This window comes from Gillisella taibaishanensis (genome assembly GCF_001938985.1).
Taxonomy (GTDB): Bacteria; Pseudomonadota; Alphaproteobacteria; order Rhizobiales; family Rhizobiaceae; genus Allorhizobium; species Allorhizobium taibaishanense.
In genome coordinates this window covers 104,354-118,249 of record NZ_MKIN01000026.1, presented here as the reverse complement: position 1 = coordinate 118,249, position 13,896 = coordinate 104,354, and the positions used below count along the sequence as shown (strand labels likewise).

11 protein-coding genes are annotated in these 13,896 nt (G+C 56.8%); 10 read left to right on the top strand and 1 reads right to left on the bottom strand.

Annotated features, from left to right (window positions below; all coding sequences use genetic code 11):
* Positions 1 to 5: 5 nt before the first annotated feature.
* Positions 6 to 1,760, top strand: a complete 1,755-nt coding sequence (locus BJF91_RS21285) for a phosphoenolpyruvate hydrolase family protein (RefSeq protein WP_075616554.1) — start codon at positions 6 to 8, stop codon at positions 1,758 to 1,760.
* Positions 1,761 to 1,773: 13 nt separating this feature from the next.
* On the opposite strand, the gene BJF91_RS21280 is transcribed toward BJF91_RS21285, so the two are convergent.
* Entirely contained in the window at positions 1,774 to 2,397 is a 624-nt protein-coding gene (locus tag BJF91_RS21280) for a phosphoenolpyruvate hydrolase family protein (protein ID WP_075616553.1), read from the bottom strand.
* A gap of 157 nt (positions 2,398 to 2,554) precedes the next feature.
* On the opposite strand from BJF91_RS21280, the gene BJF91_RS21275 reads away from it, so the two are divergent.
* The 9 genes from BJF91_RS21275 (at position 2,555) to BJF91_RS21230 (ending at position 13,725) form a co-directional block, all read left to right on the top strand.
* Positions 2,555 to 3,739: a Tm-1-like ATP-binding domain-containing protein gene (locus BJF91_RS21275; RefSeq protein WP_234801691.1), complete on the top strand. Its 1,185-nt coding sequence runs from the start codon at positions 2,555 to 2,557 to the stop codon at positions 3,737 to 3,739.
* Positions 3,726 to 4,556, top strand: coding sequence for a phosphoenolpyruvate hydrolase family protein (locus BJF91_RS21270; protein WP_075616552.1), 831 nt, complete (start codon positions 3,726 to 3,728; stop codon positions 4,554 to 4,556). Before BJF91_RS21275 ends, BJF91_RS21270 begins: the two co-directional genes overlap by 14 nt.
* A 39-nt stretch (positions 4,557 to 4,595) precedes the next feature.
* Entirely contained in the window at positions 4,596 to 6,326 is a 1,731-nt protein-coding gene (locus tag BJF91_RS21265; protein ID WP_075616551.1) for an FAD-dependent oxidoreductase, read from the top strand.
* Between the two features lie 256 nt (positions 6,327 to 6,582).
* Positions 6,583 to 6,960 carry a nuclear transport factor 2 family protein gene (locus BJF91_RS21255; RefSeq protein ID WP_075616549.1) on the top strand — a complete coding sequence of 126 codons (378 nt, stop codon included), beginning with the start codon at positions 6,583 to 6,585 and terminating at the stop codon, positions 6,958 to 6,960.
* A 330-nt stretch (positions 6,961 to 7,290) separates the two neighbouring features.
* On the top strand, positions 7,291 to 8,805 hold the full coding sequence (locus tag BJF91_RS21250) for an amidase (protein WP_075616548.1): 1,515 nt from the start codon (positions 7,291 to 7,293) through the stop codon (positions 8,803 to 8,805).
* Between the two features lie 169 nt (positions 8,806 to 8,974).
* Complete coding sequence (locus tag BJF91_RS21245) at positions 8,975 to 10,150, top strand: sugar ABC transporter substrate-binding protein (RefSeq protein WP_075616547.1); 1,176 nt, start codon at positions 8,975 to 8,977, stop codon at positions 10,148 to 10,150.
* Positions 10,151 to 10,226: 76 nt separating this feature from the next.
* On the top strand, positions 10,227 to 11,189 hold the full coding sequence (locus tag BJF91_RS21240; protein WP_083943424.1) for an ABC transporter permease: 963 nt from the start codon (positions 10,227 to 10,229) through the stop codon (positions 11,187 to 11,189).
* A complete protein-coding gene (locus tag BJF91_RS21235; protein WP_075616546.1) occupies positions 11,186 to 12,727 on the top strand; it encodes a sugar ABC transporter ATP-binding protein in 1,542 nt (513 codons plus the stop codon). Before BJF91_RS21240 ends, BJF91_RS21235 begins: the two co-directional genes overlap by 4 nt.
* Before the next feature lie 26 nt (positions 12,728 to 12,753).
* Complete coding sequence (locus BJF91_RS21230; RefSeq protein WP_083943423.1) at positions 12,754 to 13,725, top strand: ABC transporter permease; 972 nt, start codon at positions 12,754 to 12,756, stop codon at positions 13,723 to 13,725.
* Positions 13,726 to 13,896 lie beyond the last annotated feature (171 nt).

Below are 13,896 nucleotides of genomic sequence, written 5' to 3'. Positions count from 1 at the left end.
CGACCATTTCCGGGATCCGGCAGTTTCTGAGTAATTCCCGCTCGTTCATGCTGGGGGCCGCAATCGGCTCTGGCATGACAGCGCGCGCGGCCGAGCGCGCGGGCGCTGATTTCGTGCTTGCGCTGAATGCCGGCCGCTTTCGTGCCATGGGCGGCTCGTCACCCGCCTCGGTTCTGCCCATACGGGACAGCAACGCCTTCGTCGCGAGCTTCGGCCGCTCAGAAATCCTGCGAAGCACCCGGCTTCCGGTTTTCTTCGGCGCCTGCACCTTCGATCCCCGACTTGATATCGACGACTTCCTGGACAAGCTTAAACGGTGGGGCTTTTCAGGCGTCACGAACTTCCCTTCCGTCATTCATCTCGACGAGCACCGACGGAGCGTCCTTGAAACTTGCGGGCTCGGATATGCCCGTGAAGTCGAGCTACTAGTCAAGGCGGCTGAACGCGGCCTGATGACGATCGCCTATACGCGGACGCAGGCTGAAGCCCGGCAGATGGTCGAAGCGGGCGTCGAAGCAATCAGCATGAACTTCAATCTGAACCCTGCGGAAACGGGGTTGTCGTCTTCCTCGATCGGCCTTGCGGAATTGGCTGCGCGCACGCGCGACATCGCCCGCACAGTTCACGCAATTGACCGCAACGTCGTTTGCCTACTCGGCGGCGGGCCGATCACAAAGCCCGAGGAGCTGATGGACGTCTGCCGCGAAACCGGCACGCAAGGTTTCATCGGCGGCTCATCACTTGACCGCGTCCCCCTGGAGATGTCTGTCCTCGAGATGACCTCCGGCTTCAAGACCATCAATGTGCTCCGCGAAAAAGTAGACCTTCTGGAACGGCAACTCCAGCTCAACGGTTACCGACACGGCATCGTCGCGCGCTCGGCTTCTATGAACAGTGCGCTCGACGCCGCCAAGCGTCTTGCGAGTGGTACGAACCCGGTCCTCATTGTTGGCGAACCAGGCACCGGCAAGCGGCGCGTTGCCTCGCTTGTCCATTCACTGGGCGCGCACAAGCATCGCAAGCCTGTCGTCTTTCCTTGCCGACCATTTCCCGGAAACCAGAATGCGATTACCCTCTTTGGGTTAGAGGCGGATAAGGAGTCGCGGCGTCGGATCTCGGTATTGGAAACCGCGACGGATACATCACTCATCATTCTTCACCTCAACGATCTTTCTGAAGAGGGTCAGGAACAACTGGCCGACTTCCTGGAAACCGGTGCGTTCACCGCAGCCAACGGCATCGTCTCGACACGCTCGGAAGCAAAAGTGATTGCCACTTGCACCGTATTGGCAGGCGCCACAGATGACTCGTTGCCGATGACGCCACGGCTGCGAGCTGCCTTTGCAGGGCTGGAAATCCACCTGCCGCCTTTGAGGGACCGTCTTGAGGATCTCCCGGCGCTTATCCATCACTTCACCGTGGAGACGAAGGGAGATGCCGGAACTGTGCCTCTGGCGATTGAGAATTCAGCCTTCCTTGCGCTCGCCAGCCATTCCTGGCCAGGAAATGTTCGAGAGCTAAGGCATGTCGTCGAGCAGTTGGCCACATTGCCGTCGAACCTTCAAATCACAGCGGATCGTCTGCAGCCGATCGTCGGTACCAGGGCCGTCTCGAAGGAAGCGGCAGGTCTCTCCGAACGCGAGTGGATCATCGAAGCGCTACGACGCAACAAGCTGCATCGCGGCAAGACGGCACTGGCGCTCGGCCTTTCGCGCAAAACCCTGTACAACAAGATCCGGAAGCTCAAGATTCTGAATTAGTCACGGTGCCGTATCAAACTGCCTCTTCGGCTAGGGAAGCCGACGCTGGCTTCAGCGACCAAACAGTAGCCGGGAAGAAGCCGGCCTCGGCGATGGGCTCCAGGTCCATCCGTGCAGCGACACGCCGCGAGAGAGCTTCGGGAGGGAAATAGATCATCCCGTCCAGGAGGTCTGCCAAGCGATTACTGACATCGGCCATCTCCTTCTTGGACGATGCAGCGTGTACAATCCCTAGCCCAGTGTCATGGAACCACTTCATGCGATCGATTTCGAGCGTGTTGGTAGCGCCGCTAGATTCGGCCGATTGAACCCCTTCCACAAGTGATGCTGGCGGGAAATTAACAACGCCGGCGAAGCCCTTTTTCTTGAGTAAATCGGTGAGGTCTTCCCAGAGAGTGAAGGGATCGACCATCAAGACTGCCGCGTAGCAGCGCTTTCCTCTTGCTGATGTTACATCGCCGAGCGCATTGACCAATTCCGCATTCCAATCGACGAGAGGCAGCGTCGCCATGACCAGTGGATAGCCTGCCGGCAAGGAGCGGAGCGATGGTGCGAAGACATGCACGTCAGCTTCGCGGGTGCCCGAAGTCCTCTCCAAGCGCCCCTCGACGTGATCAACAATCGTCCACGTACCCATTTTTACCCAACTCCCGTCTCGCGCGCGATTTGGCAGCGCGACCCTCTCCTCTAAAACTGGCTCAAAATCGCTCAAAGCATGAGCGTGCACAAGGGAGGGCGGTTATGAAAAGCGTATGCCGGAAGGCGCCCACTCAGCGCCAACGGAGGAAAGCGTCGTGAGCCAGGAAAAGCTCGAACAGGACGCGGTTGCGATCGTCGCAACCATGGATACCAAACAGGCGGAAGTATCTTACGTGGCGGATATCATACGCGCCAGCGGCAGGGGCGTTGTGTTGGTCGATGTCGGCACATCCAGCGTCGCTGCGACCAGGTCGGCGGACCCGGCGGCGTTGCTTGCCGATATCGGCCGACGCACTCGCGGCTCGGTCAATGCGCTGCTTACAGAGGGTCGCATTTCAGCGATCATAGGCATTGCCGGCGGGAAGGGCAGCGGTGTGTATAGCGAAGTGATCGCTGATCTTCCCTTCGGTTTTCCAAAGCTCCTAGTATCAAGCGCACGGCCGGCATTGCTCGCCGAACTTGCGGCCAAAAGCGACATACTGCTTTATCCGACCCTCGTCGATCTTTTCGGTGTCAATGGCTTCACGGGGCGGATCCTCGCAAACGCTGCCGATGCGATCGCGGCCATGCATTACAAGCCGCAGGGCCAAACCCGGCGAAAAATAGTCGCGATCACGGCATTCGGGGTAACGACGCCAGCGGTAAATCAGTGCGTGCGTCTTCTATCCGAGAAGGACATTGAAGCGATCGTCTTCCCCGCGAACGGCTCTGGTGGCCGGAAGATGGAAGCCTTGGTCGATGCAGGTGAATTCGATGCCGTTCTCGACCTGACGACGACGGAACTCGCAGACGATCTCATTGGAGGCACAGCAAGTGCTGGGCAGGATCGCCTTACCGCTGCGGGCCGTCGAGGTATTCCGGAGTTGATCGCGCCGGGCGCTGTCGACATGGTGAATTTCGGTATTCCCTCCAGTGTGCCGGAGCGGTTTTCCGGACGGACATTCTATTCCCATACGCCATACACCACACTGATGCGGACAACGCCGGAGGAGACCTTCGAGATCGGTCGCCGTACCGGGATGAAGCTTGCTGCGGCAAAAGGTGCTTCTTATGTCCTTTGGCCCTCTGAAGGGGTCTCCGACTATGATCGGGAAGGTGCGGTCTTTTACGATCCCGAGGCAAACGCAGCCTGGCTGACGGGGCTGCGAAGCACGCTGCCTCCTTCGGTCATCGTCCAGGAAATTGCCTGTCACATCAACGACCCAGCATTCGCGGCGGTCGCGGTCAGCTGGATCCTTCAAAACATCGAAGAAGAGGTTGTCTCCCATGAAAATGTTTGAGCGTTCGGAAATTTTGGCTGCGATCCGCGAGCAGACCGCGCAAGGAAATCCGATCCTTGCAGCAGGCAGCAGTTGTGGCCTCGTTGCCAAATGCGCCGCTCTCGGCGGAGCCGATATGCTCGTCGTCTATAGCACCGGTCTGTCGCGGCTCATGGGGCTCCCGACCAGTCGCATTGGCGATTCCAACGCCCGTACGATCGAAATGGCAGCGGAAATCCGCAATGTCGTGTCGGATATTCCCGTGATAGGCGGCATCGAAGCATGGGACCCGGTGCGCCTCGACCTCGACCAGCTCCTCGATAAATTCTGGGCGGCCGGCTACTCTGGTGTGATCAACTACCCCACGATCTCGACAATGGGTGACAAATGGCGTGACCGTCGCGGTCGCGTCGGCCTGGGCTTTGACCGCGAAGTGCAGATGATCGCTCTCGCAAGTAAGACAAACATCTTCTCACTGGCGTACGTCGCCTCTGCGGACGACGCCGTTGCGATGGCCGAGGCGGGGGCTGACTGCATCGTACCGCATGTCGGGGCAACGCGTGGCGGGCTTGCTGGCCACGAGGAAGGCCAGGCCATCAAGGAAGCAATAGCAAAAATCAACAAGATCAATGACGCGGCGAAGGCGGTTCGGCCGGATGTCATCCTGCTTGCTCACGGCGGCGCCATTGCCGATCCGGAGGATACCGCGGAGGTCTATCGGTCAACGGACTGCGTCGGCTTTGTCGGAGCCTCGTCGATCGAGCGCATACCGATCGAGAGGGCGGTACAGGCAGTCGCAAAGGCCTTCAAGGCGGTGCCCATGTCTCCCCGCTCGTGACCTAGAGCGCCACCAGTTTCCGTTTTACGAGAGTTTGCCATGTCTGAAGTTGTCACCCCATTTTCTCCCCAACAGTCCGTCAAACCTGCATGGGACGCGGCTTATGACGTCGTTTGTGTCGGAAGCGGCGCAGCTGGCCTGTCGGCCGCCTTGTTCGCCGCTCAGTCCAACCTGAAGGTCCTCGTCTGCGAGAAATCGCCGAAATTGGGGGGAACCACCGCACTCTCGAACGGGATGATCTGGGTTCCGTGTTCGCCGCAAGCAGTGGCCGCGAAGGTCAAGGACAGCATTGAAAACGCCCGAACCTATCTCAAGAACGAGCTTGGAAACTACTACCGTGAAGATTTCGCCGACGCATATCTGATCGACGGTCCCAATGCGCTTATGGAAATAGAGAAGGGGACGGACGTGAAGTTCACGCTCGCGTCGGCCCCCGATTACCACTCGAGCCAAGTAGGCGGTGTCGATTCAGGGAGGGCGCTTAGTCCAGCTCCTTACGATGGGCGTCAGCTTGGCAAGGATTTTGACCTGGTCGGAGATCCTATTCGAGTGGTTCTCGGCGGCATGATGATTTCCTCCGGCGAGGTCGGAAAATTCCTCAATCCGCTCAAATCAGCGGACGCGATGCGGCATGTGCTCCGTCGTGTCGGCCGCTATGCAAAGGACCGCCTGAGCTATCGGCGCGGTACTGAGCTGAGCGGCGGCAATGCGCTCATTGCAAGGTTCATCACAAGTCTTCGTAAGCGCAAGGTCGATATTTGGACGAATGCACCGTTAGTACGCTTGGTTTGTGATAACGGCCGTGTCGTTGGCGTCGTTCTTCGGCGCGATGGCCGCGAGCTGCGCATCAAAGCGGAGCGTGGTGTTGTCCTGGCGACGGGCGGATTTGCGCGCGATGCGAAGTTGCGCGCTGCATTGAGTGGCACGCACCAGCACGATGATACGCTCGCACACCCGGACGCGACCGGCGACGGTATTACGCTCGCGACGGAGCTGGGCGGCGCCATCGACAACAATGTCGCCAGCGCTGGCTTTTGGACGCCTGTTTCCTTGTTGCATGGCAAGAAAGGAAAAACCCAAACGGTTCCATATGGGTGGTTAGATCGCGGGCGGCCTGGCGTCATTGCGATCGGGCCGAACGCTCGCCGTTTCGTCAACGAGTCCAATTCCTATCACGACATCTGCCTTGCGATGTTCCAGAACGGATACCCGCAGGACAAACGATTCTATTTCATTTGCGATTACGAGTTCCTGAAGAAGCGAGGCATGGGTCATCTCCTTCCGTGGCCCTGGACACTCGGAACGAGATCATATGAGCGCGTCAATTACATCCAGGTCGCAGCAACGATCGCCGACCTTGCGCGGAAGATTGGAGTCGATCCGTCAGAGTTGGACAAGACCGTGGCGGAGCACAACATCCATTCAAAGAGCGGCGTTGATCCGTATTTTCACCGTGGTGAGTCCGCTTTCAACCGCATGCTTGGAGACCCGTCCATTGGAAAGCCAAACCCTAATCTCGGTCCTATCCGCAAGAGCCCGTTCGTCGCGCTCCGTATCGTGCCGGCGACGCTCGGGACCGCAACCGGCCTTGCGACGGACACGAACGGGCGCGTTTTGAATGGCGAAGGCTCGCCTATCGAGGGGCTCTATGCTTGCGGTAATGACGCGACGTCGCTGATGCGGGGTCTCTACCCAGGGGCAGGCATTACGATTGGTCCGGGGATCGTGTTCGCCTACAGGGCTGCCAAGGCTATCGCTGGCACCACGTGAGCGGCGATATTCTGCAGATTTTGCGCGCCATCAACACAGCGAGCACGCCGTTCCCAAGCAAAGGTCACAATGTCCTCTGTCCTCATTTACGAAGCGCTCCTCCCAAGCGATGGACAGAGCTTTGGCCCCGCAACTGATTGCGGGGCCTCTTTTTACGTGGCCTTCATGGAGGCAGATGCCATGGCGGCAAATTTGCATACGGCTCTGCCGGTATCGGTAATCTTGAAAACGAAGCAGAAAAACCGGGATTAAAGACATGAGCACGTCAATGCTCGAACTTGCTGCATGGGCTGTCATGGAGTCATGGCGCGAGCTCTTTAACGCGCATGAATTCGACCAACTGGCACTGCTGTATGCGCAGCATGCATCCTTGCATGGTACCTCGAGTGCTTTGCTATACCAAGGCCGAGAGCAAATCCGAAGCTATTTCAAAGGACAGGCCTCGGTCGAATTTTTGTGCAGTAAGATTTCTTCCCTGCCAGACGCAGGAGCGCTTGCCGTTGGGTACTATATGTTCCGGGTGCCTGAAGGAAAGCAAATTAAGGAAATCGAAGCGAGATTTACCTTTGTCTTGGAACTCGGCGGTGCCCGGCCGCAGATTTTGCACCACCATTCCTCTTTAGCTCCTTTGTAGGCCACAGCCGTCTGCGGTGAGCCGAAGCCCTGACGTCCCTCGCGTAGTTCCGAAGCGGACGTTCTGTCAGTTAATGCGATCGATTCGCGGTACGAAATGCCGCTCGGGAAGTTGGCAAAGATGGTTGTCGCCAGAGCAATCCCCTGTGTCTCCCCCTCGCTTCCTCAGCGCGGGCAAGCGCATTCTCATTTACCCAACTTTACTCAAGTCGACATGAAATTTCATCGCTGCCAAAATTTTCCCTGATAGTCTGGCCGCATAAAAGGGTGAACCATTCGCAGAATAGCAGCAAACTGCTGCAGCGAGATACGACGATCGTGGAGGAAATCTATGCCTATAGTAGCGCCAAGCCCTGAACAGCTGCTGGCGGTCGCAAAGCAGTGCGGCCTCTCGCTCACGGACGATGACGTCCAGTCCTATGGGGCACTCGTCAAGGACGCACTCAGGGCCTACAACTATGTAGCGATGGCCAACGACGAAGTGCCTGCGGTGAAATATCCCCGCACGCCGGGATACCAACCCTCTCCAGAAGAGAACAGCCATAACGCCTGGTACCGCAAAACCAGCATCCCGGGCGCTCCGACGGGCAAGCTCAAGGGCAGAAGGATTGCGCTAAAGGATAATGTCCTGCTTGCGGGGGTGCCGATGATGAATGGCTCCTCAACGCTCGAAGGCTTCGTTCCGGACATTGATGCTGTAATTGTGGAACGTATGCTTGACGCAGGTGCCGAGATAGCAGGAAAGGTTCACTGCGAAACATTCTGTACTTCTGGCGGCAGCCACACCGCGGCCCTCGGGCCAGTGCATAACCCGCACAGAATGGGCTATTCTGCAGGTGGCTCTTCGTCGGGTTCGGGCGTTGTTGTCGCGCTTGGTGAAGTCGATATGGCTATCGGAGGCGATCAGGGAGGGTCTATCCGCATGCCGGCCTCCTTCTGCGGCATCTATGGCATGAAGCCGACATGGGGCCTCGTGCCATACACCGGCATCATGCCGAATGAATTGACGATCGACCATATCGGCCCGATGACAGCAAACGTTGCTGACAATGCCCTTCTGCTGGAAGTAATTGCAGGAGACGATGGATACGATCCGCGAATCAAATCTCCGAAAGTCCAGGAATACACAGCAGCTTTAGGCCGCGGCGTGCGGGGTCTCAAGGTAGCCGTGCTCAAGGAGGGTTTTGTTCAGGAGGGGGCCGAGGCTGAGGTGAACCAAAAGGTGCTTGCAGCCGCTGAGCGCTACAAGACGTTGGGCGCAACGGTCGATACAGTCTCCATCCCGATGCATTTGGATGGTCCGGCCATCTGGACGCCGATTGGCACCGAAGGTGCCACGCAAAACATGATGTTCGGCGATGGCTACGGTGTGGGACGTAACGATTTATATTCGCTCTCGCTGATGGATTTCCATCGAGGTTGGCGCCAGAAGGCCGATATGCTTTCTGATCAGGCGAAGCTCTTTCTGCTGCTTGGTACCTATGTGAACAACATGTACGGACCGCGCTACTACGGAAAGGCAGTCAACATCACCCGACGCCTTCGAGCCGCGTACGACCTTGTTTTAAAGGACTACGATCTCATCCTGATGCCCACAACACCGATGAAGGCGACGAAGCTGCCACCGGAAGATGCGAGCCGGAAAGAGTATATCACCCGTGCCACGGAAATGTTTACGAACACTGCTCCGTTCAACCTCACGCATCATCCGGCAATGTCGATCCCGTGCGGATTCGTGGACGGTCTTCCAGTTGGGCTCATGCTCGTCGGTCGGCACTTTGAGGAGTCGACTATTTACGCGGCAGCTCACGCCTTCGAGCAGAGCGGTGACTGGCGAACGATGTAGCCAGTCGCACTTCAGCAAACCACCAGCTTAAGTTTCAAGCTTTGGCGAAGCTCAACGCTTTCACGCCAAAGTTGGAAGTCATCGCCAGGATGACCGTGCAGGGTTTCTCTATAGTACCCGTGCAAACTGGCAGCAAAATATAATCTGTTTACAACAGGAGGGTGAACTGATGCGAAAACTACTTGCATGCCTGCTTGCGACTGCCGCGTTGTCGGGAATGTCCGCGGCGGCGTGGGCCGAGGACGTCCTGTCCGAGGTCTCTACCATCGAGAATGAATACTTCAACAACTGGGACCAAGGCGCCAAACAAGCGGCTGAGGCTCTTGGTCTCAACTATCAATTGTTGGCCGACAAAGGTGACGCCGCGAAGCAGATCGAAATCTACGAGGCTCAGTTTGCTCGCGGTGTTAAAATCACCTTTGGCGAAAATCTCAATGCTTCAAATCTGAAGCAAATCATTGAGAAGGCCAAGAAAGCCGGTGCTGTCCACGTGGGTGTATGGGAATCGTTGCCCGGCTTCCATCCGCTTGATGCGGGCGCGGATAACTACGCCTTTGCAACATTCTTTACCCCCGATGACGTCCAGAGCGGGTATCGGATGGCGAAGCTCTTGTTTGACAAGATCGGCGGAAAGGGCAATGTGGTTCATATCACGGGCTTCCCCGGTGCCCCGCCAGACGTTGCACGAACCGCAGGTTTCGACAAGGCTTTGGCCGAATACCCTGGCATCAAACTTGTTGCCCGGCAGCCAGGAAAATGGAACCAGAACGACTCGCGCAAGGTGATGGAAGACCTGCTCGTCGCGCATCCTGACATTAATGCTGTATTCGGCCAGAACGATTCGATCGCTCTTGGTGCGATGCAGGCAGTCGAGGATGCCGGTCTAAACCTGCCTATTGTTGGTCTCGACGGCAATAAGGAGACCTTGGACCTCATTAAGGAAGGGCGCATTCTCGGCACCATGGCGTTCACGCCTCAGTGGCAGGCAGGCTATGCGCTCGTTCGCGCTTATGATGTATCCAAGGGCTTCAAACCCAGCCCTTGTGAGCGCATGATGTATACGGGCGCCACCCAAATCACCGCTGCCAATGTGGACACCTATCAGAAATTCCTGTCAGGCGATAAGCTGCCGTTCGACTGGAAGAAGATGTCGCGCGTGCTGCATCCAAATGACTGGGATCCTCAGAACGTGGTTTGGCCGATCGACGTGGCCAACTACTGGGGTAAGTCCACTCCTGCTGGATATACCTTCCCGAAGGCATATCAGGAGGCACTTGACTCCGGATGCGTGGAGAAGCTGAAAACGGAATACGAAACGCACTACAAGCAACGCATTCCGGACTAAAAGCGAACTCGAGCGATGCCCTTCTTCGTTCTCGAAGAGGGCATCGCAACCTGCCCACGTTCAACCGGACTTCGAAATGCTTAAAGATCTGTTTAGCGACCCCAGTCATGGCGAATTCACCCGGCGCCTCCTTACCGTCGTGATTTATATTGTCGCATGCCTACTATTCAGCGCCCTAGCACCATCGTTTCTCTCTGCAGACAATGTCCGTGCCATTGTTCTTTCGAGTTCTGCGCTGCTGATCGTGTCCGTTGGCGCGACGTTCGTCATCCTTATGGGATCGATAGACTTTTCAGTCGGAGCAATTGCAACCTTCTGCGGCATGCTGGTGGCGGGCTTGGCGCCGCAGTTGGGTTTCGCAGCTGTGCTGGTCGCCTGCGCTGCAGGATTGGTGTTCGGTGTGCTCAACGGCATTATCTATGTCTATTTGAGAATTCCTTCAATTCTTGTCACTTTAGGGACAGCCACTACGCTTTCCGGCGCGGTGCTCTTTATCTCCGATGGCCAGTCAGTACCGATCGTCGATCCGATCATCCTCGACATGGCGCAGGGTACTTGGATCCCCCTCGTGCCGAATGCAGTTCTCATTGCGGTGGCAATTTATCTCGGCTCCGTGGCGATAGGCTCTCGCACGATCTTTGGCAGAATGACCGTTGCTATGGGCAGCGATGAACAAACCGCGGCATTGGTGGGGGTCAAGGTCAAATCAACGAAGATCAAGGCGTTCGCCTTTTCCGGTCTTCTTGCAGGCGTTGCAGGCGCATTGCTTGCAGCACGACTTGGATCCGGTACCGCCACGATGGGCAACTCCATGACGTTGGACTCCATCACCGCGGTCGTCGTCGGAGGAACGGCGATAACTGGCGGCATCGGAACTGTCGCGGGCACGCTTCTAGGCGTTGCATTTATCACGACACTCACCAACGGCATGAATATCATGGCCTTACAGCCGTTTCTACAGACCATAATCCAGGGCACGGTCATTCTCTTGGCTGTTCTACTTAACACCAGCCGTGCCCGCGCGGAGGACGTGAGATGACGAGCCTGCGTGAACCCATATTCACAATGACGAACGCGTCGAAGGCCTTCAACGGTATCACCGTCGTGGAGGGTATCGACCTCCAGATATTCCCGAACGAGATCGTTGGAATTGCAGGAGAGAACGGAGCTGGCAAGTCCACCACTCTCAAGATGATCGCCGGAATTCATCCTCCTTCTTCGGGTGAAATGCGGCTTTTCGGTAAGGAATTCAGGCCTTCAAGATACACCCACGCTGTGGAATCTGGGATATCGATGGTCTTCCAGGAGCAGGCCCTAATCCCCAACATGGCGGTTTACGAGAACATGTTCCTTTCACTAGAAAGAAACTTCTCCAGGTTTGCCGGTATCATTAACCGCCAACAGATGATTGAATATAGCCGGCGTCACCTTGCGAAGCTTGGACTGGACCATATTGATCCTCGCAAACGCACCAGCGATTTCCCCTTTCATGACCGACAGATGATAGAGATCGCCAAGGCGTTCGCGTTAGCCGAATTCTTCGATATCAAGCACCCGATCATCCTCCTGGACGAACCGACTGCTGCGATCGGCGAGCGAGAGGTCAAAGTTCTTTTTGAGTCGGTCCGCCGCTTTCGAAAGCACGCTTCCTTCGTGCTCATTACTCATCGTCTTGCAGAATACACCGAGCTCTGCGACAGAATCTACGTGTTCAAGGACGGCCGGAACGTCGGCGAGTTCATCGGCGAATCGAATTCCGAACAGAACCTTCATAAGGCCATGGTCGGCCGCATTCGTGATGACGAGTACTTCAAGGAGCACCGTCAGCTGGAAGTAGGCAACGCGGAAGTCGCCCTTTCCGTGAACGGGCTGTCAGGGGCAACGGTACGCGAGGTGAGCTTCCAGGTACGGCGTGGTGAGATTCTCGGCCTTGGAGGCCTTGTAGGCTGCGGCAAGGAAGAAGTTGCACGAGCCATCGTCGGATATGACCCATTCCCTGTTGGCGGCACGGTGGAAGTCGGCGGAAAGCCTCTTCCTGTCCGCAACCGTGTCAAGTGGGCAATGGAGCTTGGCGTAGGGTTCGTCCCGAAGGAACGGAAAACGGAAGGCATAGTTCCTTACATGTCGGTCGAGGCAAACGTCACCTTGGCATCGCTCCCAGCAGTTTCGAATGTTAGGGGATTTATCTCCAGGCGCCTTGAAAGGCGCTTAGCCAAAAAGCACGTGGAACTTCTAAGTATCCGCTGCAGCAGCGCTGCCCAGCTGTGCCAGTTTCTCTCAGGCGGCAATCAGCAGAAAGTCGTTCTTTCGAAGTGGCTTGCCCGAGGGGTGAGCGTCCTTGTTCTTGATAACCCTACAAGAGGCGTCGATGTGGGTGCGAAGGAGGAAATCTACGGGGTGCTGCGCGATCTGGCCGACCAAGGTGTGTCGGTGCTTCTGATATCTGACGATCTTCTGGAGCTAATTGGTCTGTCCAATCGAATCTTGGTCATGAGGGACGGATCAATTCAGTTCGAGCGACCTGCGCCGGCGAAAGACAAGCCGACCGAGCAGGAGCTTGTAAAGCACATGGTCTGAACAGGTAACGAAGGGAGAGCAAGCAGATGCAGCCCATTACGACATTCTATCATCGACACCGTGCTTTCGTCAGCGCCCTGGGGCCTGTGGTTCTGCTGCTAGTGATGGTGGCAGTCTTCACTGCCATCAATCCGCGCTTCCTTAGCTGGATCAATCTGTTCAATCTAATGAGGCAGTCGTCCATCCTGCTCGTCGTGGCTACCGGCATCAGTTTCGTCATACTAATGGGTGCCATCGACCTCTCTGTCGGTGCCATCGTCACCCTGGTCGGCGTCTCGTGTGCCGTCTTGGTGACCCAGGCTGGGTTCGGTGCGTTGCCTGTGGCTGTCTCCGCACTGGGGATCGGGGCTATTTGCGGCGCTCTCAACGCGGTCCTGGTTCTCAAGTTCAGACTGCCCTCATTTGTCGCCACTTTGGGCACGATGACGATAGTTGGTGGTATTTCCACCTGGATAAGCGGTGGCGTTACTGTCTTCTTTCGCAGCCCCGAATTAACTTGGATCGCTTCGGGCGCGATGGTGGGCAGAGTTCCTAACTCAGGCGTCCTAGCCCTAATAATATTCGCAGCAGCCTCGTTCGTCGGCGCTCGCAGCCATTTTGGTCGGTCGCTGACTGCGATCGGCGGAGGCGGAGTGACTGCCCGGCTCTCCGGCATCAGTGTTGTCCGCACGAAAGCTCTTGCGTTTATCACTTCCGGCGTACTGTGCGGCACGGCAGGACTGCTGCTTGTGTCCAGAACCTCGACTGGCACCGCACACATGGGTGACGATCTTCTGCTTCAGGCAATCGCAGCAGTTGTGATGGGTGGGACTGCACTGTCCGGCGGCTCTGGAGGAGTGCATCGGACGCTGACCGGCGTATTGGTCATAGCGGTATTTCAAAATGGGCTGAACATCGCCGGTGTCCACCCTTACGTTCAGATCATGGTGACGGGCATGATCGTGATCCTGTCGGTGACCATCACGCTGGATAGGTCGCGGCTAGCCTTTATCAAATAACTAGCGAGACTTGAACAAGTCACTCTTCTTTGTCACCGCAGCAGTTGCATTGATGTCTTTATCGGACTGCGATTGCTGACGATCCGACTGAGACGAAGAACCGGCTGATGATGAAAAACTATCTTCCACGGGCGCTTTCATTAGCGGACGTTTCCATGATGCTTATCGATT

Bases quoted from the DNA above. Each gene is read 5' to 3' on its own strand.
- BJF91_RS21280 (WP_075616553.1), bottom strand. From the start codon at position 2,397: ATGGGTACGTGGACGATTGTTGATCACGTCGAGGGGCGCTTGGAGAGG.
- BJF91_RS21270 (WP_075616552.1), top strand. From the start codon at position 3,726: ATGAAAATGTTTGAGCGTTCGGAAATTTTGGCTGCGATCCGCGAGCAG.
- BJF91_RS21265 (WP_075616551.1), top strand. From the start codon at position 4,596: ATGTCTGAAGTTGTCACCCCATTTTCTCCCCAACAGTCCGTCAAACCT.
- BJF91_RS21255 (WP_075616549.1), top strand. From the start codon at position 6,583: ATGAGCACGTCAATGCTCGAACTTGCTGCATGGGCTGTCATGGAGTCA.
- BJF91_RS21250 (WP_075616548.1), top strand. From the start codon at position 7,291: ATGCCTATAGTAGCGCCAAGCCCTGAACAGCTGCTGGCGGTCGCAAAG.
- BJF91_RS21245 (WP_075616547.1), top strand. From the start codon at position 8,975: ATGCGAAAACTACTTGCATGCCTGCTTGCGACTGCCGCGTTGTCGGGA.
- BJF91_RS21240 (WP_083943424.1), top strand. From the start codon at position 10,227: ATGCTTAAAGATCTGTTTAGCGACCCCAGTCATGGCGAATTCACCCGG.
- BJF91_RS21235 (WP_075616546.1), top strand. From the start codon at position 11,186: ATGACGAGCCTGCGTGAACCCATATTCACAATGACGAACGCGTCGAAG.
- BJF91_RS21230 (WP_083943423.1), top strand. From the start codon at position 12,754: ATGCAGCCCATTACGACATTCTATCATCGACACCGTGCTTTCGTCAGC.